General features: G+C 56.5%; 18 protein-coding genes. 9 read left to right on the top strand and 9 right to left on the bottom strand.

Annotated elements, in window-relative coordinates; all coding sequences use genetic code 11:
* Positions 1 to 74 precede the first annotated feature (74 nt).
* Together WDJ57_RS16275 and WDJ57_RS16270 are read left to right on the top strand one after the other, a co-directional pair.
* Positions 75 to 1,241 (top strand): ISH3 family transposase, encoded by a 1,167-nt coding sequence (locus tag WDJ57_RS16275; RefSeq protein ID WP_338901937.1) that lies wholly within the window; start codon positions 75 to 77, stop codon positions 1,239 to 1,241.
* Positions 1,242 to 1,977: 736 nt separating this feature from the next.
* Positions 1,978 to 3,354, top strand: coding sequence for a cytochrome P450 (locus WDJ57_RS16270; RefSeq protein WP_338901935.1), 1,377 nt, complete (start codon positions 1,978 to 1,980; stop codon positions 3,352 to 3,354).
* Positions 3,355 to 3,478: 124 nt separating this feature from the next.
* On the opposite strand, the gene WDJ57_RS16265 is transcribed toward WDJ57_RS16270, so the two are convergent.
* Entirely contained in the window at positions 3,479 to 3,838 is a 360-nt protein-coding gene (locus WDJ57_RS16265; protein WP_338901934.1) for a hypothetical protein, read from the bottom strand.
* A 211-nt stretch (positions 3,839 to 4,049) separates the two neighbouring features.
* Here WDJ57_RS16265 and WDJ57_RS16260 point away from each other — a divergent pair, with 211 nt between their 5' ends.
* The gene (locus tag WDJ57_RS16260) at positions 4,050 to 4,262 is read left to right on the top strand and encodes a hypothetical protein (protein ID WP_338901933.1); all 213 of its coding nucleotides are present in this window, start codon (positions 4,050 to 4,052) and stop codon (positions 4,260 to 4,262) included.
* 70 nt (positions 4,263 to 4,332) lie between these two features.
* On the opposite strand, the gene WDJ57_RS16255 is transcribed toward WDJ57_RS16260, so the two are convergent.
* Positions 4,333 to 7,302, bottom strand: a complete 2,970-nt coding sequence (locus tag WDJ57_RS16255; protein ID WP_338901932.1) for a PQQ-binding-like beta-propeller repeat protein — start codon at positions 7,300 to 7,302, stop codon at positions 4,333 to 4,335.
* Between the two features lie 123 nt (positions 7,303 to 7,425).
* Positions 7,426 to 8,223 (bottom strand): helix-turn-helix transcriptional regulator, encoded by a 798-nt coding sequence (locus WDJ57_RS16250; RefSeq protein ID WP_338901931.1) that lies wholly within the window; start codon positions 8,221 to 8,223, stop codon positions 7,426 to 7,428.
* 606 nt (positions 8,224 to 8,829) lie between these two features.
* Between WDJ57_RS16250 and WDJ57_RS16245 the strand changes: the two genes are divergently transcribed.
* Positions 8,830 to 9,990, top strand: a complete 1,161-nt coding sequence (locus WDJ57_RS16245) for a glutamate-cysteine ligase family protein (protein ID WP_380630248.1) — start codon at positions 8,830 to 8,832, stop codon at positions 9,988 to 9,990.
* A 191-nt stretch (positions 9,991 to 10,181) separates the two neighbouring features.
* On the opposite strand, the gene acnA is transcribed toward WDJ57_RS16245, so the two are convergent.
* Positions 10,182 to 12,896 (bottom strand): aconitate hydratase AcnA, encoded by a 2,715-nt coding sequence (acnA, locus tag WDJ57_RS16240; protein ID WP_338901929.1) that lies wholly within the window; start codon positions 12,894 to 12,896, stop codon positions 10,182 to 10,184.
* Positions 12,897 to 13,082: 186 nt separating this feature from the next.
* On the opposite strand from acnA, the gene WDJ57_RS16235 reads away from it, so the two are divergent.
* Together WDJ57_RS16235 and WDJ57_RS16230 are read left to right on the top strand one after the other, a co-directional pair.
* Positions 13,083 to 13,454 carry a rhodanese-like domain-containing protein gene (locus tag WDJ57_RS16235; protein WP_338901928.1) on the top strand — a complete coding sequence of 124 codons (372 nt, stop codon included), beginning with the start codon at positions 13,083 to 13,085 and terminating at the stop codon, positions 13,452 to 13,454.
* Between the two features lie 188 nt (positions 13,455 to 13,642).
* On the top strand, positions 13,643 to 14,308 hold the full coding sequence (locus tag WDJ57_RS16230) for a helix-turn-helix domain-containing protein (protein ID WP_380630250.1): 666 nt from the start codon (positions 13,643 to 13,645) through the stop codon (positions 14,306 to 14,308).
* 112 nt (positions 14,309 to 14,420) lie between these two features.
* Here WDJ57_RS16230 and WDJ57_RS16225 read toward each other — a convergent pair whose 3' ends face one another.
* From WDJ57_RS16225 to ilvB, 3 genes are all read right to left on the bottom strand, one after another.
* The gene (locus WDJ57_RS16225; RefSeq protein WP_338901926.1) at positions 14,421 to 14,930 is read right to left on the bottom strand and encodes a DNA-binding protein; all 510 of its coding nucleotides are present in this window, start codon (positions 14,928 to 14,930) and stop codon (positions 14,421 to 14,423) included.
* Positions 14,923 to 15,618 (bottom strand): nucleotidyltransferase domain-containing protein, encoded by a 696-nt coding sequence (locus WDJ57_RS16220; protein WP_338901925.1) that lies wholly within the window; start codon positions 15,616 to 15,618, stop codon positions 14,923 to 14,925. Before WDJ57_RS16220 ends, WDJ57_RS16225 begins: the two co-directional genes overlap by 8 nt.
* Positions 15,619 to 15,927: 309 nt before the next feature.
* Positions 15,928 to 17,679, bottom strand: a complete 1,752-nt coding sequence (gene ilvB, locus WDJ57_RS16215) for a biosynthetic-type acetolactate synthase large subunit (protein WP_338901924.1) — start codon at positions 17,677 to 17,679, stop codon at positions 15,928 to 15,930.
* A gap of 617 nt (positions 17,680 to 18,296) precedes the next feature.
* Between ilvB and WDJ57_RS16210 the strand changes: the two genes are divergently transcribed.
* Both WDJ57_RS16210 and WDJ57_RS16205 read left to right on the top strand, forming a co-directional pair.
* Complete coding sequence (locus WDJ57_RS16210; RefSeq protein ID WP_338901922.1) at positions 18,297 to 20,855, top strand: right-handed parallel beta-helix repeat-containing protein; 2,559 nt, start codon at positions 18,297 to 18,299, stop codon at positions 20,853 to 20,855.
* A gap of 367 nt (positions 20,856 to 21,222) precedes the next feature.
* The gene (locus WDJ57_RS16205) at positions 21,223 to 21,849 is read left to right on the top strand and encodes a NeuD/PglB/VioB family sugar acetyltransferase (protein WP_338901921.1); all 627 of its coding nucleotides are present in this window, start codon (positions 21,223 to 21,225) and stop codon (positions 21,847 to 21,849) included.
* Positions 21,850 to 21,854: 5 nt separating this feature from the next.
* Here WDJ57_RS16205 and WDJ57_RS16200 read toward each other — a convergent pair whose 3' ends face one another.
* Together WDJ57_RS16200 and WDJ57_RS16195 are read right to left on the bottom strand one after the other, a co-directional pair.
* Positions 21,855 to 22,631 carry an FkbM family methyltransferase gene (locus WDJ57_RS16200; protein ID WP_338901920.1) on the bottom strand — a complete coding sequence of 259 codons (777 nt, stop codon included), beginning with the start codon at positions 22,629 to 22,631 and terminating at the stop codon, positions 21,855 to 21,857.
* Positions 22,632 to 23,197: 566 nt separating this feature from the next.
* Entirely contained in the window at positions 23,198 to 24,889 is a 1,692-nt protein-coding gene (locus tag WDJ57_RS16195) for a hypothetical protein (protein WP_338901919.1), read from the bottom strand.
* Positions 24,890 to 25,145: 256 nt separating this feature from the next.
* Between WDJ57_RS16195 and WDJ57_RS16190 the strand changes: the two genes are divergently transcribed.
* Positions 25,146 to 26,261 (top strand): glycosyltransferase, encoded by a 1,116-nt coding sequence (locus tag WDJ57_RS16190; protein ID WP_338901918.1) that lies wholly within the window; start codon positions 25,146 to 25,148, stop codon positions 26,259 to 26,261.
* Positions 26,262 to 26,419 lie beyond the last annotated feature (158 nt).

The raw sequence follows: 26,419 nt of genomic DNA, 5'->3' as shown, positions 1-26,419 counted from the left end.
GAGCGAACTCGCCGGAAGAGAGAGCCTCAGTACTTCACAAAGCCGGTTAGTTGAGACGTCTGCTTGCTGACGGTGTGTCCAATACCCAGCAAGCAGACGGTGAAATCCACGAGGACCAGCTCCTTAACTTCCTCGTCAACCAGCTTGACGAGGAAGTAGGGCTCAGCCTCGGTAGCAACGCAGAAATCGATACTGAAGACATCTACGAGGTCCTCGTCGGCGCCTGCGCCGACGGGACCTCAATCTCCGAACTCTGTGAATCCAGTGACGATTCACCCCACAAAAACACGGTTCTGTACCATCTCCGCGAGAAATTCGACCTTGCGTCCGTTGAACGAGTTGGGAACGCGCTTCTCCAGAAGGACGTGCTGGAGATCCTTCCCGAGCAGGTGGAGGTCGTCGCCGACCTCCACCTGCGGCCCTACTACGGTGACGAAGACGAGACAGACGGCCTCTATCATTCAGAAGCCAAGCGTGGAACCACCGCGTTCCACGCCTACGCGACACTCTACGCGCGTGTGAAGAACAAACGCTACACGCTGGCGGTGCGCCGTCTCGTCGACGGCGACACCGCCAGCACTGTCCTCGCAGCGTTTCTCGGAATTCTTGACGGCCTTGACCTCAGCGTCAAGGCCGTCTATCTCGACCGCGAATTCTACGATAGCAAGTGTCTCACGCTGCTTCAGGTACACAACCACGCCTACGTGATGCCGATCGTCCGGTGGGGAAAGAAGATCAAGCAGGTCCTCTCGGAAGGATGGAGCCGTGTCATCCAACACGATCTGACGGCGAAACTCGACGGTCACAGCTGGACCGTCGAGTTTCCCGTCTATATCGACTGTACCTACCAGAACGGGCGATACGACGAACACGGGGTGGCGCGTCACGGCTACGCCGCTGACGCGCCGTTCATTGACACGCCACGTGAAGCCCGATACCACTACGCCAAACGCTTCGGTATCGAGGCCAGTTATCGGCTCTCCGAACAAAGTATTGCGACGACCACAACGCAGAATCCGGTCGTACGGCTGTTGTACGTCGTAGTGAGCCTGCTCCTACAGAACGTGTGGCGGTATCTGCACTGGGAGTTTGTGGCGACGCCCCGCCGTGGCGGGCGTCGCCTCTGGAAGTGGCCGTTCACGGAGTTCATCAGGATGATGTGTCGGGCAGCGTGGACGGCCCTCGCGACGCGTCGGGCCGTCCCCGCAAACCGGCCACCTGACGACCGGTTCCACCGGTAGTCACCGACCGAGCACGCCTCCACGTGAGTGGCGACGCTGTCGCGTCGGCGGCTGACCGCCGCCGACAGCGACAGCTCCCTCTTTTCCCAGCGTCACTTGCTCGCTACTAACGGCTCATCAGGACAGACTGGTGAGCTCAGATCGGGTTAGCTGGCGACACCTTGTGAGGTACTGAGCCTCGACTTTCTCCGCAAACGACGCGGCACCTTCCGTATCGGTCACGCGGAGTGACATACCAGGCTCGACCAGCCGAGCGTAGAGCTACTGGTCGGTGTCGGCGGTAAGTCCCTGCCGCACGAATGGCTCGTCGATCGGCCGTAAGTTTCGCCGGTTTGAGACCTCTCGGACCGTCTCGGAGCCATCATTCGATGCATCCGCCGTCGTGGAGGACGTCGACAACTCCTCCGAAGCGGGACCCAGGTTGCAACCTGCCAGCGGGGTGATGCCGCCGGTGAGACCGGCGAGGAGGGCACGTCGGCCCACATGCAAACAGGTTTCCAATACTACATGAGAGTTGTTCTGAGCTGCGAAGGAGGACTGTCCGCCCAGGCGGCCCGGAACGACTTGACAGCGGTGTCCAGCTCTCGGGTTTGTCCGCGGAGTACACCTCCGAGACCACGGGTGAACGGCAGCCCCTGACGAACTGGGCAACTCCGAACAGCCCAACCCGGGACGCCTCGATTCTCCTTACCCATAGTGAAAATTCATATTACCAATCATTCACACACGCCCACATATGACGAACGGTGACGCGGGTTCAGATTCGGACAGTGACGCCGACGAACTCCCACCGGGTCCCGACGGGCTCCCAGTGCTCGGCAATACACATCAATACATCAAACAGCCCATGGGGTTTTTCGACGAGCTGGCTGCGTACGGGGATGTCGTCCACTGTGAGTTTCCTCGGATCGACGCGGTGGCCGTCTTCCATCCCGATTACATCGGTGACGTACTGCTGGGACAGGGCACCTACGAGCGGTGGAACTTCGACGAGCTCAAAGAACTGCTGGATTACGAGATTGCACCGCGAGGACTCACCTTCACCCGTGGCGAGGAGTGGAAACGACAGCGACACTTCCTGCAGCCGATGTTCGGGCTGGACCGCCTGAAAGGGTTCAGTTCGGCGATGGTCGCCGCGACGGAAGAGATGGTGGCGGAGTGGGACGACGGCGAGGAAATCGTCATCAACGAGGAGTTCTCGCGGCTGACGCTCTCGATTCTGACGAACTCGCTGTTCGACTTCGACCTCGGGAAACACCAGCAGGTGATTACCGAGGCTGCTGACGAACTGCAGGCCATGGCCGATATGAGTGGTCTCGGCGCCGTCGAGATGCTCCTGCCGTCGTGGGTGCCGACTCACAGGAACCGTCGCTATACACAGGCCATGGATGCCTTCGATGCGACCGTCGACACGCTCATCCAGGAGCGTCGGGCGCATCCGGACCAGTACGACGACCTCCTGACGATGATGCTCGAAAAGGAAGACGACCACGACTACACGATGACCGACGAGGAAATCCACGATCACCTGATCACGTTCCTCATCGCCGGTCACGAGACGACAGCGATGGCGTTGACCTTCACCTGGCTGTTACTGGCGACCAACCCGGACGAACGCAGTCGGCTGGAGACAGAAGCGACGACCGTCCTAGACGGCCCACCGACCGCCGAGGACCTCCCCGACCTCACCGTCACCGAGCGAGTAGCCAAGGAAGCGATGCGGCTGTATCCCCCGGCGGGGCTGCTGTTCCGCGAGGCCGTCGAGGAGACAGAACTCGGTGGGTATCGAATCCAGGAAGGGACGAAGATCCTCCTCCCTCAGTTCACCGTCCACACTGACGACCGGTGGTTCGACGACCCCGAACAGTTCCGGCCCGAGCGCTTTCGTGCGGACCGGAGCGACCAGCGGCCGGACTTTGCGTACTTCCCGTTTGGCGGTGGCCCCCACCAGTGTATCGGGATGCACTTTGCGATGATGGAACTGAAACACATTCTCCCCATCATCGCCCGACGGGTAGAACTGGATCTGTTGAGTTCGCCACAGCCCGACGTGAACATGGAGTTGACGCTGCAGCCCTCCGACGACGTCCGGATGCGTGTCCACAAGCGATGACAGCGTATCGGGCAGGCGCTCCACTCGAAGAGACGCGCCTCGAAGGCGACAGACACCAGTTCACAACCCCACCCGAATCGCTCACGAGAGCTTCTAAGGCGCGAGAAAACCGGATGCTGTCCGCCTAGAGCAGCAAAGAGAGGTTATGCAGCGTGGCTGTGACGCCGATGACTGTGAGTGCCACAGGTGGCAAGTACAGCAAGAAGCGATCGTCGTCGCGAACGCCCCAGAGACTGATTCCCGCACAGAATCCGACAGCGAGAATCTTGACAGCGAGAAGTCCGAACCCACCAGAGGCACCGATAGCAGCGGTCAGAATCGGATTCGCCTCGCGATAGAGCGGACTCACCCAGACGATGATAGCCGTCGTCACGCCGTCGCCCACACCGTAGGTCGTGACTGCAAAGAGCCACAAATATCGAGTGAGACCCGTGGGGATGGTGAATCCCTCGAACGGCAGCCACGTTGCGTCCGTGGTGGACATACCAGAGCTAAGAAAATGGTGTAGTAAAGCCTTGACACCACAGAATCAGAGTTGAGATTAGGGTGGCTCGTCATCAGGGAACTCGAAGATTTCCGTACGATTCCGAGGCACTCACCTTGTCTGTAGACACTCAATCTCTGGAAAGCAGGGGGATTTTCGCTTAAATACACATATCAACGCAAATATATAGGTTAGTGTTCAGGACATCTATATGGCTGAGAGCACTCTCGGCACGATCGAAGAATTGCTGAACAGCACGATGGAAGAAACAGACGATGCCGAGGTCCATTACAAGCTCAGGAGTGCGCAACAACTCCTCGAAGTCGTCCAACAGCGTCACGACAATCTCGACCACGCCATCGAAGATGCTGTGACCGACGGAGAGCTACGAGAGAACCTCAGCGAACTCGGCTACCTAGAGTGAGGCTTTGTCGCCACCACTCGTCTGCAAAAACGGAGAGCCAACCCCTCCAAGGGCCCGTACCAGATGCACCCTATTCCGAAAGCTCTGCAGCTGAGACGCGCTCTCCATTACGTCTGAGGACGAAGTCGATGTCACCACTGACACGCTGGAAGTCGACAATCCGGCCGTCGATGCGGTAGGCGTCGCCGTAGCCTGGATTGCCTGTCTCTCCGTCGATGACGACCGTGCCGTCGCTCCGCCGGCGAATGTCGTCGTTCTCGCTGGCCCCAACCCGCTCCGAGAGTTCAGCCTTCTCTGCACTGCCGTCGACGATCACCTGATAGTGCACTTCTCCTTCCTCCTTGGCGATGATTTCGAAGAGTGAATTTCTCGACCGCTCGGGTGGGAGTGGCGTCGTCGGTTCGATTGTCTCTGGACCTGATGGGGTACCCGGCTTAACCGTCTCCACACTGTCCGCTGGGCCTCGGGAGAGTTCTTCGGCCGATACGGGCTTTCCATCGAATCTGAGTACGAACCCTATGTCACCGCTGACCCGCCGGAAATCGACCATGTCTCCATCGATACGGTAGGCATCGCCGTACCCTGGATTACCCGTCTCTCCGTCGATGACCACAGTGCCGTCACCCTGCCGGCGAATGTCGTCGTTCTCGCTGGCACCGACCTGCTCAGAGAGTTCAGCCTTTTTGGCATCCCCCTCGACGACGACTCTGTAGTGCACTTCACCTTCCTCCTGCGCAATTATCTCGAAGAGTGACGTTCTCGAATCGGGCGTTGCCGGAGGCGCTGAGGTATCCGGAGAGACGCTGCCTCCAGGAGTCCCTGCCGAGAGGTCGCCAGCAGACACCGGCCGACCATCGAGTCTGAAGATGACGTCGATATCACCGCTGACGCGCTGGAAGTCGACGATCTCTCCATCGATCCGGTAGGCGTCACCGTACCCGACGTTCCCCGTCTCTCCGTCGATGACGACGGTCCCATCACTCCGTCGGCGGATATCGTCGTTTTCGCTGGCACCGATGCGCTCCGAGAGTTCGGCCTTCTCGACGCTGCCGTCGACCACGACGCGATACTCGAGTTCCCCGTCTTCCTGCGCCACGATTTCGAACAGCGAGGAACCACCACGGCGGTCAGGTGCAACCGGAGTGTCCGCACTGCCGCCCCCGATACCGCCTGGGGACACTGGCGTGGAGTCGCCGCGGTCGGGCACGAGAGGCGTTGCAGGCGGGACGGGCGTCATTTCGGTGCCGTCCGGGGTTGCAGTCTCAGCAGGGCGCTGAGTCGGCGTGTCGCCACCGTCTACCGGGAGGATGGGCGTGAGTGTCTCGTCCGTTCCGCCAGCTGTGGACGTAGACGTATTGGCGCCAGTGAACGCACGAATCGACCCGTCTTTCAATATGTAGAGAGTCCCGTCGACGACGACCAGAGAGCCATCGGTATCACCAGCCTTTCGTGACCACTGAACAGTGCCTGTTTGCGAATCGATTCCAAATAGCGTCCGATCGTTGTTCGCGATGATTGATTTGTTCGTACTGCGAGCGTAGACGGTATCGTCGACGACAGTTGGCGTGTAGAAGAATCCACCACCGGCAGCTTCCCACTCTTTTTCGCCGGTTTCGGCATCAAGTGCATGTAGTTCGTTCTCGCTGTCGGGAACAAAAATCAGACCATTCGCGGCAGCAGGACTGTCGATCGCAGCATATCCAACCTCCCTGGAAATCGGATACGTCCATTTCTGACGACCTGTGCGTGCATCGAAAGCCTCCACGGTCGCAGAAGCCACATAGACTGTTCCGTTCATGACGACGGGCGAATAGCGTCCCTCACTGGACTGTCGCCACAGTTGGGCACCGCTGCGCGCATCCACTGCATACAGGCCAGAATTGCGACTTCGGAAATACACAGCATCGTTGGCCACAGCTAACGAGGAGGTGATTCTACCGGATGTGTCGAAGGTCCACAGTGTCTGGCCAGTTCCGGCATCCACAGCAGAGACAGTGCCGTTGTTATTCCCGACGTACACGCGGTTGTCGGAAACCGTCAACTCAGACCATTCTGTTCCCGCAAGTTGTCGTGACCACCGCTCGTCTCCTGACTCCGTTTCAAGCGAAGAAAGAGTGCCACTCTCCGAGAGGACGTAGATGCTCCCCTGCAGAACGACTGGAGCCGAATCAAGTCCGTTTCCAACCGCGATGGTCCGGATAGGGTCGCCAGTTCGGGCATCGAGCACGTAGAGCGAGCCATTCGCACCTCCAAAGTAGATTCTTTGATCAACCACCGTTACCAGTGTCTCGGCAGTAGCACCGTCGAAGGTCCATTTTCTGGTGAGGTTCCCCGAGAGACCGAACGATTCAGAGTTGTCGTGACTATTGGCTGGATTGTCCCCGGCCATGTGCCAATCGCCGTCAAATTCTCCCGAAGGCGAGGACTCTCCAGAGACAGATATATTCCGTGCCGCGGTGGCTTCGTTCGTGCTGGTATCTGTCACTGGTAGCTGGACGGAACGCTGTCGGGACCTGTCCAACGACCATCCAGCCGTGGTTCCTGATTGACCAGGTCGTCCATCGCCGTCGAAATCCCGGCCATGACTCTCGAGAGAACCGTTGGAGTCCGTCGAATTCGACGTCGAGAAGGTTATCGACTCGTCACGAGTGACAGTCGAGTGTCTGAGCGGGACGTTCCACGCCTGAGTGACCGAAGTGGGGTCGAGTACGCCGCCATGATTGGAGACGTTGTAATTATTCACTGCCCTGACTTCAGCGCTCGTTGCAGTGCTCCCAGAGTTTTCCGAATGTATCGCAGCAAACCTACGCACAACCCCTGGCAGCGGGTCTGTCGGCGAGAGAGCCAGGCTGTCTGCCGGCTCAGCAACTGAGTTGGGTAGGATGTCTGTGTTCCCCGTCTCGACACCACTGAATTGCAACGACATTTCGTGATGGGGCGTGGGCTCGGCTATCAGCCCGGGAGTCGCGACGGCAACACCACTGAAACCGCAGATAATCAAGAGAGTCAGCACTGAACCGATTACCAGCGGTTTATTCATGCCATTGCGTACCACAAATTGAAGGATGATACTACTCCACGCACTGTGTGCAGGGCTCTTTCAGTGTGCACCCCGCGTTCACAGAACGGCGAAGGGGGTGGAACGCCCGAATAGCTGAAATCCTCACTGGAGAGGCTCGGCGACTTGTTTGAACTGGGAATACCGCTGCTCAGCCCACTCCCGTACCGACTGGGACTCACTCTCGACGAGTGCCCTGGGAATCTGCTCAGCGTCTTCGACACCGATCTGGACTATATCATCGATCAACCCCAGGTAGAACGGAATCTCACCGTCGTACACGTACACGGAAAGTGCCGAAGTGCCCCGGATGTTCTCGAATAGCTCCGAGTACGTCGAATCCTCCTGGATGCTGGAGAGCGCACTCGCGGTGACGACGACCTCTCCCTTCCCACCATCGTCGACGACGCGCCGCCAGCTTTGTTCCATGGCGTCCCTACCAATGACCGAGGTACAGATACGAAATTCGTCGGCCGACTGCAACGCGTCGACGTGTCGATTCACGGGTGCATAGGGATTGTTCGAGGAGGCAACCGTCATCTCGGCGTCTGCAAGGTGCGCAATGTCGAGGTCGAACTCGTCGGGCGGCAGCCACCGGAGAAAGGGCTGCAGACGCTCTATCGTCTCGACCGAATCGGCAAACTCCGAAAAGGTCTCATAGAGTCGCTGTCCGGACGCATTGAGTTCGTATCCGTCGTTGTGCTCCCGGACCCAGCCCTGCTCGACGAGTGCGTCGAGATTTCGCTGGACAGTCGTCCGGGAGACACCGAGGTGTTCCTCACAGTCTCGACGACGACAGCACTCGCGGTCGTCGAGGAGTTCCAGAATCCGAGCCCGGTTCTGCGACCGAGTGAGGAAGTCGATGGCCTCGAAGACCCCGGACACCGATGACTCGTCTGGCACTGTTTTCGAGCGCGCGCCTCGCACCAATTGTAATTGAGCGGCTACCGTTGTGGCTCCGTTCCTAATCCCACCTTTGTCAGCGCCATCGAAGCCATTGCTCGTGAGTCCAGACCGAACAACAGCTTCTCAACTTCAACCGCCTAGCACAATACCCGAATGAACGTCTCGCTATACTAGGAAAATTAGGATGTATACCCACTAATCTTTAGTAAAGAAGTGTGTTTGACTGCTACTATGGGTGAAGAGCACTCATTCGTCAATTCCGAGATGACCACTTTCTCACGAGACATCGCCATCCTGGATAGCGATCCCAGACGGGCGGGATGGTGCTACGGTGAGGGCTTGCCGCTCGTGTACGCTCCCGGACTCGACTCGTACAATTGCCACACGGACGAGAGAGGGCGCTGAATACCCGAGAGACTGGCTATGTCCATCACCAATCTCCGTCGGATTCGCAAAGCGCACCCGGCCGCATTTGTCTGCGAGGAGTGTGGCTTGACGAGCGAGTTCAACCGGTACACCTGCCCTGGCTGTAACCTCGATACGCACCACTACCCATGACCGGCCGAGAGAACGCACACTCAGCAACGAAATACCACCCAGAGAATGTCTGAACGGCCCGAAGACCAGAGACAGGCCCACAGTAGTGGCATAGTTTCACCAGCCGAACCCGCCCCAGTTAGGCGAAGTGTCGAAGTGGAATACTGGGTCGTCGACGACGAAGGGTGGCTGACCGAGCCCGGCGACCTAGTCGAGGCATCGCCAGGGGTAGAGCGGGAGTTCGTCGCTCCCTTGCTCGAAATCAAGACCTCTCCCTGTACCTCGACAGGCGAACTTCGCACGGAACTCTTCGACAGACTGGCTCGCGTGCTCAGACAGGCAACGTCCCAAGGCAAACACCTCGTCCCGCTCGCAACGCCGGTGTGTGAGCAGTCTATCGAGAACCTCCCAAGCGAGCGCACGGAGATACAGGACCGCATCATCGGCGAGAACTTCGACTACGTCCGCCACTGTGCCGGGACGCACATCCACGTCGAGCAGCAACCCGAACGCGCAATCGACCAGCTGAATACGCTCATCGCACTCGACCCGGCGCTGGCGCTGGTCAACTCCTCGCCGTATTTCGAGCGGGAGTACCTGGCAACAGGGGCCAGGTCAGAGCTGTATCGCTGGAAGGCATACGAGACGCTACCACATCAGGGGCAACTCTGGCCTTACGTCGACGATATGGAGGAGTGGGCACAGTTGCTCGAGCGTCGCTACGGCGAGTTCGTCACAGAAGCAATCGTCTCGGGGTTCGACCGCGAGCGTGTCGAAGAGCACTTCGAGCCGGAGAGTGCCGTCTGGACGCCAGTCAAACTCCGCGAGGAGTTCTCGACTGTCGAATGGCGCTCGCCAGATACGACGCTGCCGAGTCAGGTCATCCAGTTAGCCGACGACGTTTCTGGGATTATCGAACACCTCGTCGACGCAGACGTCCACGTTGCGGGCACGACTGGCCGCATAACGGACGAGGAAATCATCCTGCCGGAGTTCGATGCAGTCCAGGAGTACGTCGCAGCCGGTATCCGAGCCGGTCTCTCCTCGAGTTCGGTCCGTTCGTATCTCGAGCGCATGGGATTCGACGTCTCGGCTTACGAGCCGATGTCGGAAGTGATCGGCTCCGAAGGGGACCTGACGGCGAGTGAGGCACGACAACTCCGTCTCGAATGTGCCGACCGCCTGGAGAAAGACGTTCGCCAACGGCGGGCGTTGCACTCTGAATAAGACAAATCGGTCAGGTCCGGACTGTCTCAGTGGTGAGGACTCAATCGTCGTTTCCCGATGAGACAAGTTGGTCAGGTTCGCAGCCGGCTGCCCCGATGGCAGCCGTCGCGAAGATATGGGACAGAATACCCGTGTGTTGTGCGCGCCGTCAGTACCGCGAGCGCGACGGGTATTAACCGTGTGTGCCGCGCCTACTCCTGCGTGAGGAGGCGGCGGAGCACGAGGTGGAGGACGCCGCCATTCTCTATATACTTGACGGCTGCCGGCGTGGACACCTGTGCCGTGACGGTGAACTCCGTGATTTCACCGTCTTCGCCTTCGGCAACCACGGTGAGTTCGTCGTTCATCTCCAGACCATCGTCCAGACCCTCGATTGAGAACACCTCGGTGCCGTCGAGGCCGAGTTCCGTCCAGCCCTCGCCCTCGTCGAACTGCAGGGGAAGCACGCCCATGCCGATGAGGTTGTCGCGGTAGATGCGCTCGTAGCTCTTTGCGATGGTCGCCCGGATTCCCAGCAGGTCCGTCCCCTTGGCAGCCCAGTCACGGCTGGAGCCGGTCCCGAACTCCTCGCCGGAGAGGACCACCAGCGGGATGTCCTCGTCGCGGTAGCGCCCGCTGGCCTCGAAGACGGTGGTCTCCTCGCCGCTTGGCAGGTGCTTGGCGTAGCCACCCGTCTTCCCGTCGAGCATCTGGTTCTGGATGCGGACGTTCGCGAAGGTGCCGCGCATCATAACCTCGTGGTTGCCACGGCGGGAACCGTACGTGTTGAACTCGTGGGGCGCGACGCCGCGGTCTTTGAGCCACTGTCCGGCGGGCAGGTCCTCACCGAACGGGCCGGCGGGACTGATGTGGTCGGTGGTGACCGTATCGCCCAGCGTCATGAGACAGCGGGCGTTGGCGATGTCCTCGACGCCCGGTTCTTCGAGCGGGAAGTCCTGGAAGAACGGCGGTTCGCGGATGTAGGTGGACTCGTCGTCCCACTCGTAGACGTCGCCGGTCGGCGCGTCGAGTGCCTCCCAGCGCTCGTCGCCCTCGTAGACGGAGGCGTACTTCTCCTCGAACATCTCGGGGGAGACACTGTTGTGGACCATATCGTGAATCTCCTCGGTGTCCGGCCAGATGTCCTCGAGGAAGACCGGTTCGCCCTGATCGTCGTGGCCCAGCGGCTCCTCTTCGAGGTCGATGTCCATCTTCCCGGCGAGGCCGTACGCCACGACCAGCGGCGGGCTGGCCAGGTAGTTGGCGGCAATCTTCGGGTGGATACGCGCCTCGAAGTTCCGGTTGCCCGAGAGGACGCTCGTCGCCCAGAGGTCGTGCTCGTCGATGGCGTCCTCGATCGGGTCCGCGAGCGGCCCGGAGTTGCCGATACAGGTCGTACAGCCGTAGCCGACGACGCTGTAGCCCAGTTCCTCCATGTAGTCCATGAGGCCGGACTTTTCGAGGTAGGCCGTGACGACGCGGCTGCCGGGTGCCAGACTCGTCTTGACGTAGTCGGGCACGTCCAGGCCCTTCTCGACGGCGTTGCGCGCCAGCAGGCCGGCAGCCAGCATCACCGAGGGGTTCGAGGTGTTCGTACAGGAGGTGATGGCGCTCACCAGGACGCTGCCGTGGCCGATCTCGACCTCCGTGCCATCTTCGAGCGTGACCGGAACCCTGTCACCAAGATCGAGGTCGTGCTTGACGGGGGCCGCGCCGTCGGCCTGGACGATGCCCTGCTCTTCGAGCAGGTTCGGGAAGTGCTCGTCCATGTCACCCATCGGGATGCGCGAGTGGGGCTTCTTGTGGCCGGCCAGACTCGGCTCGACGTCGCTGAGGTCGAACTCGACGGTCTCGGTGTACTCGGGTTCTTGCTCGCCAAAGAGACCCTGGGCGTCGAGGTACTCCCTGACGACTTCGATGTGGTCTTCGTCACGGCCCGTGAGTTCGAGGTACTCCAGGGTCTTGTCGTCGACCGGGAACATGCTGATGGTCGACCCCTGCTCGGGTGCCATATTGGCGATGGTCGCCCGGTCGGCGACGGTTAGTTCCGGCACGCCGGGCCCGTAGAACTCGACGAAGCGGTCGACGACGCCGACGTCACGGAGCTTCTCGGTCAGGTGGAGGACGAGGTCGGTCGCAGTCGCGCCGTCCGGGAGTTCACCTTCCAGACGGACGCCGACGACTTCCGGCAGGCCCATCGTGATGGGCTGGCCGAGCATTGCGGCCTCTGCCTCGATACCGCCGACACCCCACCCGACGACGCCGATGCCGCCGATCATGGGCGTGTGGCTGTCCGTCCCGACGAGCGTGTCCGGGAAGAGCCACTCGTCGCCGTCTTCCTCGCGCTCGTGGACGACCTGGCCGAGATGTTCGAGGTTGACCTGGTGGACAATCCCGGTTCCCGGCGGGACGACCTCGAAGTTCTCGAAGGCCTGCTGTGCCCACTTGATCGAGCGATAGCGCTCTTCGTTGCGCTCGTACTCGAGTTCGACGTTCTTCTCGTAGGCGTCCTCGCTACCGAAGTAGTCGACCTGCACGCTGTGGTCGATGACGAGGTCGCAGGGAATCTCGGGTTCAACGAGCGTCGGATCACGGTCCTTCCGGTCGACGGCCGAACGGAGTGCCGCCAGGTCCACGACGGCCGGGACGCCCGTCAAATCCTGCAGCACGACGCGCGACGGCTGGAAGGGCAGTTCGACGTCCGGCACGTCCGGTGCCCAGGAGGCAGCATTGCGCACGTCTTCTTCGGTGACGTTCTCGCCGTCCACGTTCCGGAGCACAGATTCCAGCAGGATCCGGATGCTCACCGGAAGACTATCCAGATCGCACAGTCCTTCCTCTTCGAGAACCGTGAGGTCGGCCATCTTGTATGCTGTCCCGTCGACCTCGAAATCGCGAATCGCGTCGAACGGATCGTTCGTTTGCATACGAGACCTACCACACACCCAATTATATATCATCGTATTCTCCCGTGAGACGGATACCGGGAGATAGCGGCTGTTTCGGGCGGGTTATACAACGATTTAGTGAACTGACCTGATATTTAGTGAACTGACCTGTTCGTGACGATGGAAACACTGCGGTTTTGTATAGAGAGTACAACAGTGAATCGAATGAGTGGGATTCGTCCCGACGAGCTTGACGAGCGACTCGACTCGAGTGCAGACGAGCCGTTTCTGCTCGACATCCGACCCCGAGAGTCCTATCGCGGACGTGCAATCGAGGACAGCCACAACATCCCCGTTTACAACGAACTGCGAAAGGGAGACGAGTCCGCACTGCGTCGACGACTGGGCGAGATACCCTCCGACGAAGAAATCGTCGTCATCTGCAAGATGGGTGTGGTCGCGAAACGCGCGACCAGTCTGCTCGACGACGAGGGATACGACGCAGCAACCCTCCGTGGCGGCATGAGCGGGTGGACTGGGTATCAAAGAGGGTCGCTCGGGTACAAATTACGGTCGTTGCTCTGGAAAATCTGGTAGTGTCGAGTCATCGAATATACGACTCGACTTCGACTCCGTCGAATTGGTCGAAATCATCGATATTCTGGGCGACAACAGTGGCACCGGTTGCTTTTATAACGGCGGGATTCTCTCCTCGAAGGACGATAAATTCATCAGTTATCATCGCGTTTGAGATAACAAGATAGACGATGACGAAGACCGACTTCATGGATCCTACCGCTGCAAAGGTCGTCTTGGCCGCACAGTGTGGCGATTCAGTCAATCGAATATCGAAGAAGATCGGCACGTCGTATTCGTGGGTCTACGACTGGGTCGAACGCTTGGCCGAAGAAAAAATTATCTCCAACACCGATAATGGAATTCGAGTCTGTGACTACGAGATGCGTCGGCGATACGAGGAGATGATGGGGACGTTGTTCAGCCGCGACGAAATTTCGCAGGACGACGCGTACATGATCCCGCACTTCAGCGGGATGGAATTCGCCTACACAGAGATTGACGCCGCCTACGTCTGGACGAACGGCGGCTTTCAGATCGCCAGAGGACACGACGACTATCCCGTATTTATCGAGGTTCACGACCGCGACGTCGACCGGTGGATCGAGTTCTTCGAGCGGTTCGGCGTTGACAGTAGCGTGGGTGAACGCCCGGACGCAGCCGATGTCGACGGGCGCGTCCACTACGTTTTGTTCCGGCAAACAGAGGGGTTCGATGTCGCGTGGGTCGACGGCAATCCCGTGATTCCGTTAGACGACGCGGTCAGCCAGATGATGGAGACCCGGTCGGCGTACGAGCCGGCGTTGGAGATAATCGCCAACGAGCACGACGTGGACATCGACGCAACTCATCACGACCAGATGAGTAGCGAGTAAACGATTCACAATGAGCCTGCAAGAGCGGCGAGCCAAACTCATCGACGTACACCGCGCCGTGAGGACTTCGAGTTATCTTCTGGCGAATCTTCTCCATCCCATCGTAACGTAGTCAGTCACACAGACAGACACCGCCTTCTCGGATCTGACTCACTGAGAACTGATGGACAGCGCTGGCGAGGTCGGTCATTGCTTCGGCCTGTTCTTCAGTTGGACGCCCGCCGCCATAGTAACTCTCTGTCCGGTTCTCTCTGTAGAGGTCCTTCATCTCCTCTGCAGTCTCCCTCTCAAACAGCCCGATCTGGTGGGCACGCTCGTAGGTAAACTGGTGGTCCTGAAAGTCCTGAAGCGTATCGTTCGTCATCGAGAGCGCGTACGCCTCGATCGACCGTTCAATAGCGCCGAAACAGACCTCGATGACGGCCGTGTAGTACCCGTCCTGTGACTGGAGGGTTTCGACAACCTCGAGGAGGCGACACGCTTTCGTCAGCTGTGTCTTCCAGTCTGCATCCGCACTAATCCCGTCCTCGAACGCGGTCCGACCGCGTCCGACCATCTCGAAGGCATCCTGTGCGCGTTCGAGTGCTGCGAGTACAGCGATCGGGTCCGAGCCGTTATTCATCGGCGGCCCTTTCCTCCAAGAGGAGGTTTTCGACGGTTTCGAAGTCACTCGTCTTGTAGACCGGAATTCCTGAAACGATGATTTCCCGAATGTCATCGGTGTAGGTCGGAATCGCCTGGGCGGCTTCGACGTCGATATCGTAGGCGTATCGGTCACCATCGAACTCAGCGTCCTCGAGATCACGTGCAATAGCGTTCGCTTCTCGCTGGCTTTCGGCCCGCCCGGCGCGAGTCAGTACCCAGAGATCGATATCGCTCCGTCGGTCAGCGTCGCCCCGAGCGACACTTCCGTACAGGATGATGCCGACGACATCACTGATGTTCTCGCGAAGCTTCGTGACCGCAGCTTTGACCGGGTGGTGATACTCCGGTTGGGGAATCCTGAGGATCGGATCGTCCGGGATAGACAGACGCTGTCTGTTGATCTGGATGAGTCGCTGGTTGCTTTCGGGGGATTCGACGACCAGATCATTCGCACTGAGAACGTCCACTGCCCGTCGGACGGACTGGTGGGAATGCCCGATCTGCGTTGCGAGTTCTCGCAGTGAGAAATCACTGAATCGGTGATTGGTTAAAAAGAGAAGGACATCGCTCGTCGCTTTGTGTTTGAATAGATCCGGATCCAAAGGAGGTATTGAAAGCGAAATAGATGTCCCGGCCGAATGATTACTTTCCGTCTCGCGGCTCATATGCCGTATTACGGACCATTACTATAAAAACATTATATGTGAATCGGGGTTAGCTTAAGTATTTCACGAACACCAAGTGCGTGCAGAGAAGGAGGCCAATCAGCTGGTGGCCTCACTACGGCAGTAATTCGACGATTGTCTGGCGATTGCTCCACCCGAAATCCGCCTCGCGTTGCAAGACAACCCCGAACTGTGGTTCTGACCGCTCACCGGCGTCGAGCGCGGCGACCGCTCTTCGTGGTCGTCGAAGACCCCCTCAGCTGCGCCAACCCGAACGGTCGTGCGGTCCCAGACTGTGCAGTCCGAAACTCACAGCTCGTCCAGTTGTGCCTGGTTCATCGCGAACTTCGCGTTGTCGCCGCCGCTGGGGACCATGGGATAGACGTCCTCTTCGGGGTCGATGTGGGCGTCGACGACCGACGGGCCGTCGTAGTCGTAGGCCGCCTGCAGCGTCTCGTCCACCTCGTCGTAGGTTTCGAGGCGGAAGCCCTTCGCACCGAATCCCTCGGCGATGGTATCGAACTGTGGCACCCACTGGTACTCCGAGGCCATGCGACGCCCCTCGAAGAAGGCGTCTTGCCACTGGCGAACCATCCCGACAGCAGCGTTGTTGAGCACGATGACCGTGATGTCGAGGTTCTCCCGGGCGGCCACCGCGAGTTCCTGAAGCGACATCAGGAAGGAGCCGTCACCGTCGAAGCAGACGACCGAGCGATCATCTTCAGCAGCGACGCGCGCGCCGATGGCTGCCGGCAGGCCGTAGCCCATCGTCCCCAGCCCGTGCGAGGAGACCCACGTCCGCGGGTGTCGGTACGTCCAGTACTGCATCGCCCACATCTGGTGCTGGCCGACGCCCGTCGTGACGATGGTGTCGTCTGGGGTCAGTTCGTCCATCGCTTCGACGACGAACTGCGGTTTGAGGAGCGCATCGTCCGGGATCGAATACTCCATCGAGTACTCGTCTTTCCACTGCTGGCACTGCTCGCGCCACGCCGCGGCATCCGGGGCGCGCGGTATCGCATCGAAAAGCTGGGTAAGGACAGTCGAGGCGTCCCCAACGAGCGGATAGTCCGCGGGGATGATCTTCGAGATCTCTGCGGGGTCGATGTCGACGTGGATGATCTCGGCGTCGGGTGCAAACGTCTCGACGCCGCCGGTCAGGCGGTCGTCGAAGCGCGTCCCGACCGCGAGCATCACGTCACAGAGCTGGAGCGCCAGATTTGCGTACCCCGTGCCGTGCATGCCGGCGACCTCCATCGCGAGGGGGTGATCTTCCGGGAACGACCCGATGCCGGGCATGGTCGTCACCACGGGGACGCCGTACTCGAGGGCGACCCGCCGGAGTTCGTCCCACGCTTCCCCTTTGATGACGCCACCACCCGATAAGATGACAGGTCGCTCGGCATTCGCAAACGCCGCAGCGGCGGCGGCCACGTCATCACCGTCGGCTGCATCCGGGACGTCGAAACTGTCGGGGAGTTCGGGTTCGGAGGGTGTCTCCGTCGTCTGGCTATTCGTGACGTCTTTGGGGAGGTCAACCAGCGTCGGCCCGGGCCGACCCTCGCGGGCGAGTGCGAACGCTTCGCCGACGGTCGCGCCGACAGTGTCCGGGTCGGACTGCAGGTAGTTCGTCTTCGTGACGGGCATCGTTATCCCCGTGGTATCCGCCTCCTGGAAGGCGTCGTTGCCGAGTAAGGCCGTCGACACCTGTCCCGTCAGGGCGACCATCGGGTCCGAATCCATGTTCGCATCAGCCAACCCAGTCACCAGGTTCGTCGCTCCAGGTCCCGACGTCGCCAGGCAAACGCCCGGCTCTCCCGAGACGACGCCGTATGCGTCGGCAGCGTGCGATGCACCCTGTTCGTGTCCCATCGTGATGTGCTGGATGTCGGCGTCGTACAGCGCGTCGTAGACCGGCATGATCGCGCCCCCCTGGACGCCGAAGATGTGTTCGACGCCCACGGTGTCGAGTGCGGCGACGACGGCCTCGGCGCCTGTCGTGACTGGTTGCGTGGACGATTCGTCGGTCGCTTTCTTTCCTGCTGCGGTGTTGTTTGCCATTCGTTGGGGTCGGGTGCTGTGATGTGAGGTCGCCGCCGAGAGCGATACTGGCGGTAGTTGTCGTCCGTTGCCGGCTGAAATCGAGGAATAGTGTGAAATAGGGCTACTGGGAAGCCCCAATAATCGCGAGCGTGGCGCCACCGCTGCCCTCGACTGCAAGTGCAACTGCGGTGGTAGTCGTCATCTACTGCTACGATGTATGGTCAGGTGTATTAAGGTTCCGTTCAGCGCCGGCGCTAACGTTCACGGAGAAATCCTCAATCTCCTGAAATACAAATACACTCGTGGCCCTGCGGTGAGCGGCCAACAACGAAGGCATGGATTTCGTTCGCCAGCGCGTACATCTTCTCAGCTCTCTCGGCGGCAGCGAGGCCGTCCTGGTAGTACGTGTTCGCCCGATGATAACGCCAGAGATTGTCGAGGTTCTCGGCGATGAGGTGATATATTTGGGAAGAAAATACTAATATAGTTTTACTATTTATTTTATATTGTCACTAGGTACAGTACATGTATATCTATGTAAATTAAGCTTATTCAAATCTAATTCTATTCATATTTTTGTAATAGGTTTTAATCTTGCAAATAGAAATTTAATAAAAGGACTTGGAGTGCAACGTGTGCCAGATAATAAAGACGATCTTAATGATAGTAAAGAATCTAATAACGTAAGTAAAGTAAATAAAATAAGAAAAAAAGAAGCCCAGCTTGGGAAAAAAGAGGGGATGAGATCAGTCAACCGGCGACAAATGCTACACCTAACGGGGGTTGGAATTGCTACAGGCCTAATCTCTGCTGGAGTAGGTGCGAATACCACTGACTTTCCGAATACAATCGTTTTTGATGGAACTGTGTCACGTGGAAAGTCAAGCTACGAGTTTGAAGTCTCAGGATCAGCAGAACCACATCCTGAAATTGGATCAGTAGAGGTGAAAGATACCATCGAAAATGGACGAGTTACGGGAGCAGTCCACCGTGATATAGACGCTTATCGCTTTAGCGGCAATCTCACGTATCTGGACGTGAAGGGTGATGCTGAAGTCTCTCTTAATTATGGTGACGAAGGAGACATCAAGGCCGACCGCATTGAGATCGTCGCATCTACCGACGCAACCGTTGACTATACTTTCGACGTGACTGACCGGATTAGTAAAGTCCTCAATAACGGTGACTACTCAGCCGAAGAAAACGGAGATACAGTCACAGAAAACAACGACGGGACGTGGACTGCCAAGGGTTCGACCAACAACGGGTCCGGTGACACCTACGACTTCTGGGGAGAACTCACTTACTTCGAACCAGTCACTGGCGAGTTTACCTTGTTCGTAAACGGCGCAGAGACAACAGTGACGGAGCTGACTGGGCAGGAGCCAAAGGAGACAACATATCCACTGACTGTTGACGACTTCGAGGATGGGATTAGCAGCAAGTGGGGGAATGCGAGCAACCACGCCACCACCACCAACTTCGCCCAGTCGGGTAGCAACTGTGCTTATCGGACCAGTGGGAGTTCACTCTACGATGACGGCACTGGTTTCCCTGACACGGTTCAGGAAGGTGGCCGATTCTTCTCTTGGTCGTACTACGTCGATACGATGGGTAACTGGACTTCTTCGCGTATAGGGTTCAACGCTGACGGCCCACCGGCACCAGCCAACTTCAGCGAGTGGTACGTGGACTTCGCCAACAACGAGATTCTACTGCGTGAACGGGTCAATGATGGTGGGACACAGATCACTGCCCGGACGACCACACAGACGTTATCGGCCGGTGAGTGGTACGAGATTATTGTCTGGTGGAACTACGACGCGATGGAGTGCTGGGTTTACGATAGCGCAGGCACAGAAGTCGGCCACCTACAAGTGTCCGACCACAGCTATCACGGTGATTACTGGTGGATTCTTGACGGGGAGACTGGCACTGCAACGGGCTTCGACGACGTTCGCTTCCACGAGACGCATCCACATATAGACCGCCACTACGATGACGATCCATCAGCGACGACCCAGCCACCAGAGACAGGTCTGCACGTCTCGCCTGATGGGAGCGATAGCAACGACGGGTCTTCCGACAACCCCTGGGGGAGTATCCTCTACGCTCTCACTGAAATGGAGTCGATGGATGCTTCGGGGGTGACACTTCACGTCCACGAGGGTACCTACAACGAATCCGCCTCCGCCAGCCAATATATCGAGATCGCTGGCTCAGAGAGCGACCCAGCGAAAATTGTCGGCTACGGTGACGCCATCGTCAATCTCTCTGGGATCAGCTCTGGCGAGTGGGGTGCTGCCATACTATTATACAGGTGCGAGCACCTGATTGTCGAGGGACTCACGTTCGAAGAGTCTCCGGGCTACGGCCTCCGAACAGAAGGTGAGTGTCTCAACGTCACTATCAGTGATTGCGTCGCGCGGTACAATGGTCTCTCCGGGTTCCTAATGAACCCTTATGGCGGTGTTCCAGAGGAGAGCGTCGTAGTCGAAGGCTGTGAATCCTACGCCAACTACCACGGCTCGAACCACGCCGACGGTTTCGGTGTCGGTCCTGATCATGAGTATCGGAGCGTTGTCTTCAGAGATTGCGTTGGCCACCACAACGAAGACGATGGCTTCGATACACACTTCGCAAACGGAGACAAGTTCGTCCGCTGTGTTGCCTACCGCAATGGGTTCGACCTCAACGAAGAGTTGTGGAATCCAAGCGATCCCGATGGCGACGGTTGGAAATGCGGTAGCGACAGTGCAAATGGCCCAATCTTCCTGTATGAGTGTCTCGCATGGGATAACTACCAGTTTTCCTTCCTCATGAACGCCCATCCAGACGCTTGTGAGTTCCATAATTGTACGGCCTTCAAAGAGGCACCAGACACATCGTCTGCGGCACATTGGGGTGAGTGGAGCGGAAGTGGACAACACGAACTCCGGAACTGTCTATCGTTCCACAAAAATGGCAATCACTTAAACAATCCAAATGAATTCGACGATCAAAACAACAGCTGGAACCTTGGAATATCTGACCCTGCAGTCCAGACGAAAGATACTACCAGCGAACTATTCCTGCATCTCACCAGCGGATCTGCAGCACGAGACGCTGGCATTGATGTCGGACGTGAATTCGGTGGTGAGGCACCGGACCTAGGTGCATACGAATATGCTCTGGACACGAACCCACTGCTCTAAACTCTTCGCACCGTTCAACTTGCCCTAAAGTAAAGTCTGGAACGGTGATGTCCTCAGGTTTCTGCCAAACCTGATGGGCTGTACGAGCGCTTCGCTCTCGTGAACGCCGAAGCGTGGATTTACCACCTACCCTGACGGGTTTGAGGCCGAACTCACGGACAGAACCCGCCCTCAAAGCACCGAAGGCGCTCATGATGGGGTAGTTGACCCAAAATATCGTATTCTTTAGCGGTACAGGCCAGTCACTCGGTAGGCCCAGATCTTCCCAATATTTTCCACCATTTGTTCCCCCATACACCACATAATTTATACAATATTTGTTTTCATAAAGTCCTAATACGACAATCCAGAGGAACTAATCGAACCGATGAAAATACTCTACTGTGCAGGTGAACAGGCCAGAGTGACACTCGATATACTCTCTCGGACTGAAAATGAAGAAACGATTGGACTATTAGACGATGATCAGGAGCGACACGGAGAATTGATCCATGGTCACGAAGTTCTCGGTGGCGCGGAGATGCTCGAGACCCTTACTCCCACAGGAAACCAAATGTTGGTCACACTTGGCCGGATCGACAGTGACCGAGTTGCCATTGCAGAGACCATCCGTGAAGCAGGGTTTTCGTTCTTCTCCGCTGTTGACCCGGAGACAACGATTGCAGAGACCGCGTCGGTCGGTGAAGGAGTCATTATCAATGCTCGTACATACATCGGCCCGGATGCTGTCCTTGCCGACCAAGTTCTCATCGACAGCACAGTAAACATTTCTCACGACGCGCACATCTCAGAAGGCGTGACAATTGCACCAAACGCGACGCTTGCCGGTGGGGTGACGATAGCAAAAAATGCCTACGTCGGGGCTGGTGCAACAATTCTTGACCACCATACCGTCGGTGAAGATGCCGTCGTTGCTGCTGGTGCAGTCGTCACCGAAGACGTCCGACCAGGAACAACCGTCGCAGGTGTGCCTGCTGAACAGATCGGACCGTGAGTTTCTCACTGCTTCTGGAAATAATACTGCGGCTGGGATATTGACGGTGCATCTAACTCTTCCCAATGATACCCGTGATCGTCAAACAGACGAAGTATCTGCTCTTCAGATTCGTCGGGTTCGAGCATTCGTGGATGTACTTCCAGGATTCCAGAAATATCTCTCCCATCTAGTTGGACAAGATCCCGTATGATTTTCTGTTCTTCTCCCTCCGCATCTATCTTCAGGAATGGCCGGTGCAGATCGTTGTATTGGATAAATTCACCGATTGATACCGCGTCTTTTTCGACTTCTTTGACAGTCATCTCACTTTTTGTCGCCGAGTGACTCTGCGAACCATTCTCATCAGACTCATAAAACGTGATTGTACCAGCCGTTTCAGATACAACTTCTGGCCGCACCTCTGCGCGGATATCGTTAATTTGTAATTGATGCTGGACCATTCTACGATTGAAATCATTGGGTTCGAAACAATATATCTCAGAATCGGGATTGAGTGTTCCCACAACAACCGAGTAAATACCATAATGCGCCCCAATATCGATAAAAGAGTCTTTACTACCAGAGAATTCCAGCATTTTGATGTTCGTTCCCTCGAATGTCAACACGTCACCGCTAATCAAGTTCCGGTACAGATGAAATCCGGTCTTGTCTGTGTACTCGAAAAGAATCTTCTTACCACGAAGTTCATACTCATACCTATTGTTGTCGAAGAGCTCATTTATACGTACGATTACCTCGGCTCCAAGATGGTTGAGAATCGATGGAGTGAGATAGACCACCCGGGATTGCAACTTGGATAGCGGCATAACTTCATCTACGCGAACGAATAATCTAATTCTTGGGATCAGCACTCCACTGACAGGCGTAGTTTGAGTGGCATGTGCCACGACAGATTGGTGGTCAACTGGGAATCCGGGATGTAGACCTCTGTTACATCCACAGAATCTAAATGAATCGTAGGTACCACTCATTTGTCATCGAGAATTACACGTTGTTTTGTCTCCTCTGATGGACCCCCTGTGTTTGGGCTGCCCTGTTTGTCAACGAGTGATTTTCAGTCAACAGCGAGGGACTATTTTCTGTTCAGAAGAATCTACTTACTCATGTTTTTCATCAAACATTTCATCTTGCTCTCCATAAATGAAAGTAGCCAAGCAAACTTCAGATTGTCTATCTACGTCTTGAGCCAATTTTCGCACCTTTACCATTACAACTCTATATATGTAAACATGAGCTTACCACTGTCTCCAAGGTGATTCTCCTTCTGGCCGTTGTCGCGAGTAGAGGTTGTGATCAGAGACGCCAATCAGCGGAACTCGATTTTTGTGAGAAATTCTTTGTCGATCTATGTAGGGGTGTTGACTCGCCAGCCTTCAAATCCTCCATTCTCGTATAATTTATTTACTGTTACGTCATCATGAAGTTTAGCTTTGTCCGATTCATTGAAAATAAATAAGGATTCCTGTTGATCAGGGAAAAAATACGACGCCTCATAGAACTTCGTATCGGCTTCCTTCGTCACGAGGAAGGCGTTTCCGAATGTTTCTGCCGCTGTATTATTCTTTGTATAGCCCAATCTATGTGGTAACTTCTTTCCTAAGCCACCGAAGTGGTAGGTCTCAATTTCGGATCTGGGAACTGAATGAAGATAATCTTCCATGTTGTCTGTCATCCTAACATTATATACACTGGCTGATGAGGCGTGGTATTCGTTCACGTATTTAGCTCCTTCAAATTCCGATTTAGTCATATGAATATTAGGTTGGTAAACAATGGCTACCGAAAGTGCGATGGCGACGATGATTGCCCCCGTAATGATGACAGTAAGGCTTCGCTGATAGTCCGTATATGTTGCCGAAACGAGAGCTGTTGAGACAAGAAGTACCGCCATAACTATCAGAAATCGAGAACTTCTAATTGGTGCAAACGATTCAATCGGCGAGATCAGGAGCGTGAGCGCGGAGAAAAATCCCATTACAAATAGCAATGATAGATACATCCCAGGGAACGTAACGCTGCCACGGGAGATTCGAAAGATCACTACCAATGTGACTATGGCCGCAATAATCAGATAAATAAACACGGCACCGTACAATTGGACGAAGCGTATCATTATTTGCTCAAAGGTGAGTAGTACAGTCTCCTCTGTCGTGGCCCCCACAGGAGACGCTGTGGCACCCGTCAGGGTCTTTAATTTCTTGTTCAGCATAAACCAGGTTTTGTCGAAACCCGTATACCAAATAAACAGTAACGGAATCATTGCAAGGGCAAGATTCCAGTCAGGGGTCGGAATGCGATGGCCGGTCAGCCACTCATAAACTTGGCCGAACAGCCACGTAGAGCACAAAATTCCTATCACGAATAACGAGGTGACCGGATGGAAGAGGATGATTGCGAATAATATAAGACAGAGCAAAAAGAAATATCGTTTATCCAGCGTTCGACGAAACCGATAACTGAACGTCAGTAGAATCGGTAGAAGGAAGACCGAAAAGATCGACGGCTGGGCGCTGACGGTGAAGGACGCCATCAATAACGGTGTCGCGGCGGCAGTGCCCGCTGCAAGAGCGAAGTTGCGTCGCAGTACCGAACGGAGAAAAACACCCGCAGTCGTAACAAAAATCAGTAAGAAAACCAGTGTAAACAACATGCTGGACTCTTCTAGTGGGACGCCAAACACCGCGAAGACCGCCATCAGTACGTGTTCGAAGGGGTACCAGAGATCGGGAACGTTCCCTTCCACGACGATTGTTCGGATATGCCCAAGATGGACGAGAATGTCACCATTGGCGTTATCGTGGAGCTGGTATCCCCGGAACGTTGGCAAGAACAAGAGTATCCCATAATTGGCGGCCAATAGTATCAAAGCCCGTCCGTAAAAGGACCGTGAACTGACCGATGCTGTGAGTAATACGACCACAATGAGCGCTATGCTCAGGAAGAGCGCGATCCAAAACGTGAGAGGATACGGCTCGTAAATCGACGTTTCGTAGCCGCTGACCGGTGGGACGACAGCGATGTAAACACCCTCAATCATCAGACAGACCGCAGCCAGAGCCAGCAGATACAGTTGTACCCTGCCAGAGACAAACAAACCTCGGATGAAGCGATAGACACGTGTCCTCGTCCTCATCCTATCTGTTGTTGACCGCTGAACGCGTAACTGGAGATCTGGACCATACTCAACGAGAACGTAATGCATTAACAAACCATTTTTGTTCACTCGTCTGTCTCAAATGGTACCTTGCCTGCCGGACCAATGTTTATTCCGTGAGAGACTCGAATTGGCTGTGATGGAATCTGAGACCCGGCTCGCATTTTATGTGCCATCTCTGACCGTTGGGGGGGCGCAGAGAGTGACCGTTAATCTCGCGAACGGATTTGCCGAACGGGGTGTGAACGTAGACTTGCTGGTCTCCTACCGCAGAGGGGAACTTGTCGAACAGGTAAAAAACGAGGTTACCCTTGTCGATCTCCAAACACCGCGCATTCCTCTCGTCGGTGCCGGTGCAAGTATTCCTGCACTCGTATTTTATCTCCGAAAGGACTCACCCGATATCCTTTTTTCCCAAATGCACTACGCTAACGTTGTCTCGGTCGTCGCCGATCAGCTAGCAGCCGGTGAGACGAAACTTGTGTTGACCGAACATACGATGTTCGGACAAGTGAGCCAGCAGAAGGATCGGTTGATGTTCGCACTCGCCCGCCGACTTCACCCGCTTGCAGACCACATCCTCGCAGTTTCCTCAGGGGTTGCGGAGAGTCTACAAAATGAAGTAGGTATTTCTGACGATAAGTTGACTGTGATTAACAATCCTGTTGTTACCCCCGCTGTCCGAACCGGTGCCGAAGCTTCGGCCGACCATCCATGGTTCAACACCTCCCACGTTGACGTTGCTTTAGGTGTTGGGCGGTTAGCACAAGAAAAAGATTTCGAGACGCTGACCAAAGCTATTGCCATTGCTCGGGAAACCAGCCCGTCTCTCCACCTCGTAATCCTGGGAGAAGGCCCCCGCCGTGAGACGCTGGAAACTCTCGCAGCTGACTTGGGCATCGAGGATAAAGTCTCTTTCCCGGGCTACGTTAAGAATCCGTACGCATACATGCGCTGTGCCGATATCTTTGTACTCTCCTCAAGACGGGAGGGTCTCCCGACCGCGCTAGTTGAGGCGATGGCCTGTGGCTGTCCGGTCGTTGCCACTGACTGCCGAAGCGGCCCTCGAGAGATTCTAGCCGACGGGACCTTCGGCCCGTTGGTGCCGGTCGGAGATGCAAGGGCGCTCGCAGCGGGTATAGAGGACGTCTTGCGAGAGCCAGCCTCATCAAAGATATTGAAAGAACGAGCTGAAGACTTCTCTGTCAACACAGTCCTCAATGAATACGAACATTTTGTAAACCGAATCTACTGATGGCTATACAATATCAGTACTAGCAAACTCCAGGCCAACTTTTGGTCAATATTGTGTTCTAAGCGTTGTAATCCGACGCCAACTAGTAGAAGAGTTGCTTCCACTCGACACTCATTCGAGTAAAAACGTTTTCACAGCCTCTGCCAACGATGTCCATA

This window comes from Salinibaculum sp. SYNS191, assembly GCF_037338445.1.
Lineage (GTDB): Archaea > Halobacteriota > Halobacteria > Halobacteriales > Haloarculaceae > Salinibaculum > Salinibaculum marinum.
Note: the sequence above shows the minus strand (reverse complement) of the source record. Positions and strands in the feature narration are given on the sequence as shown.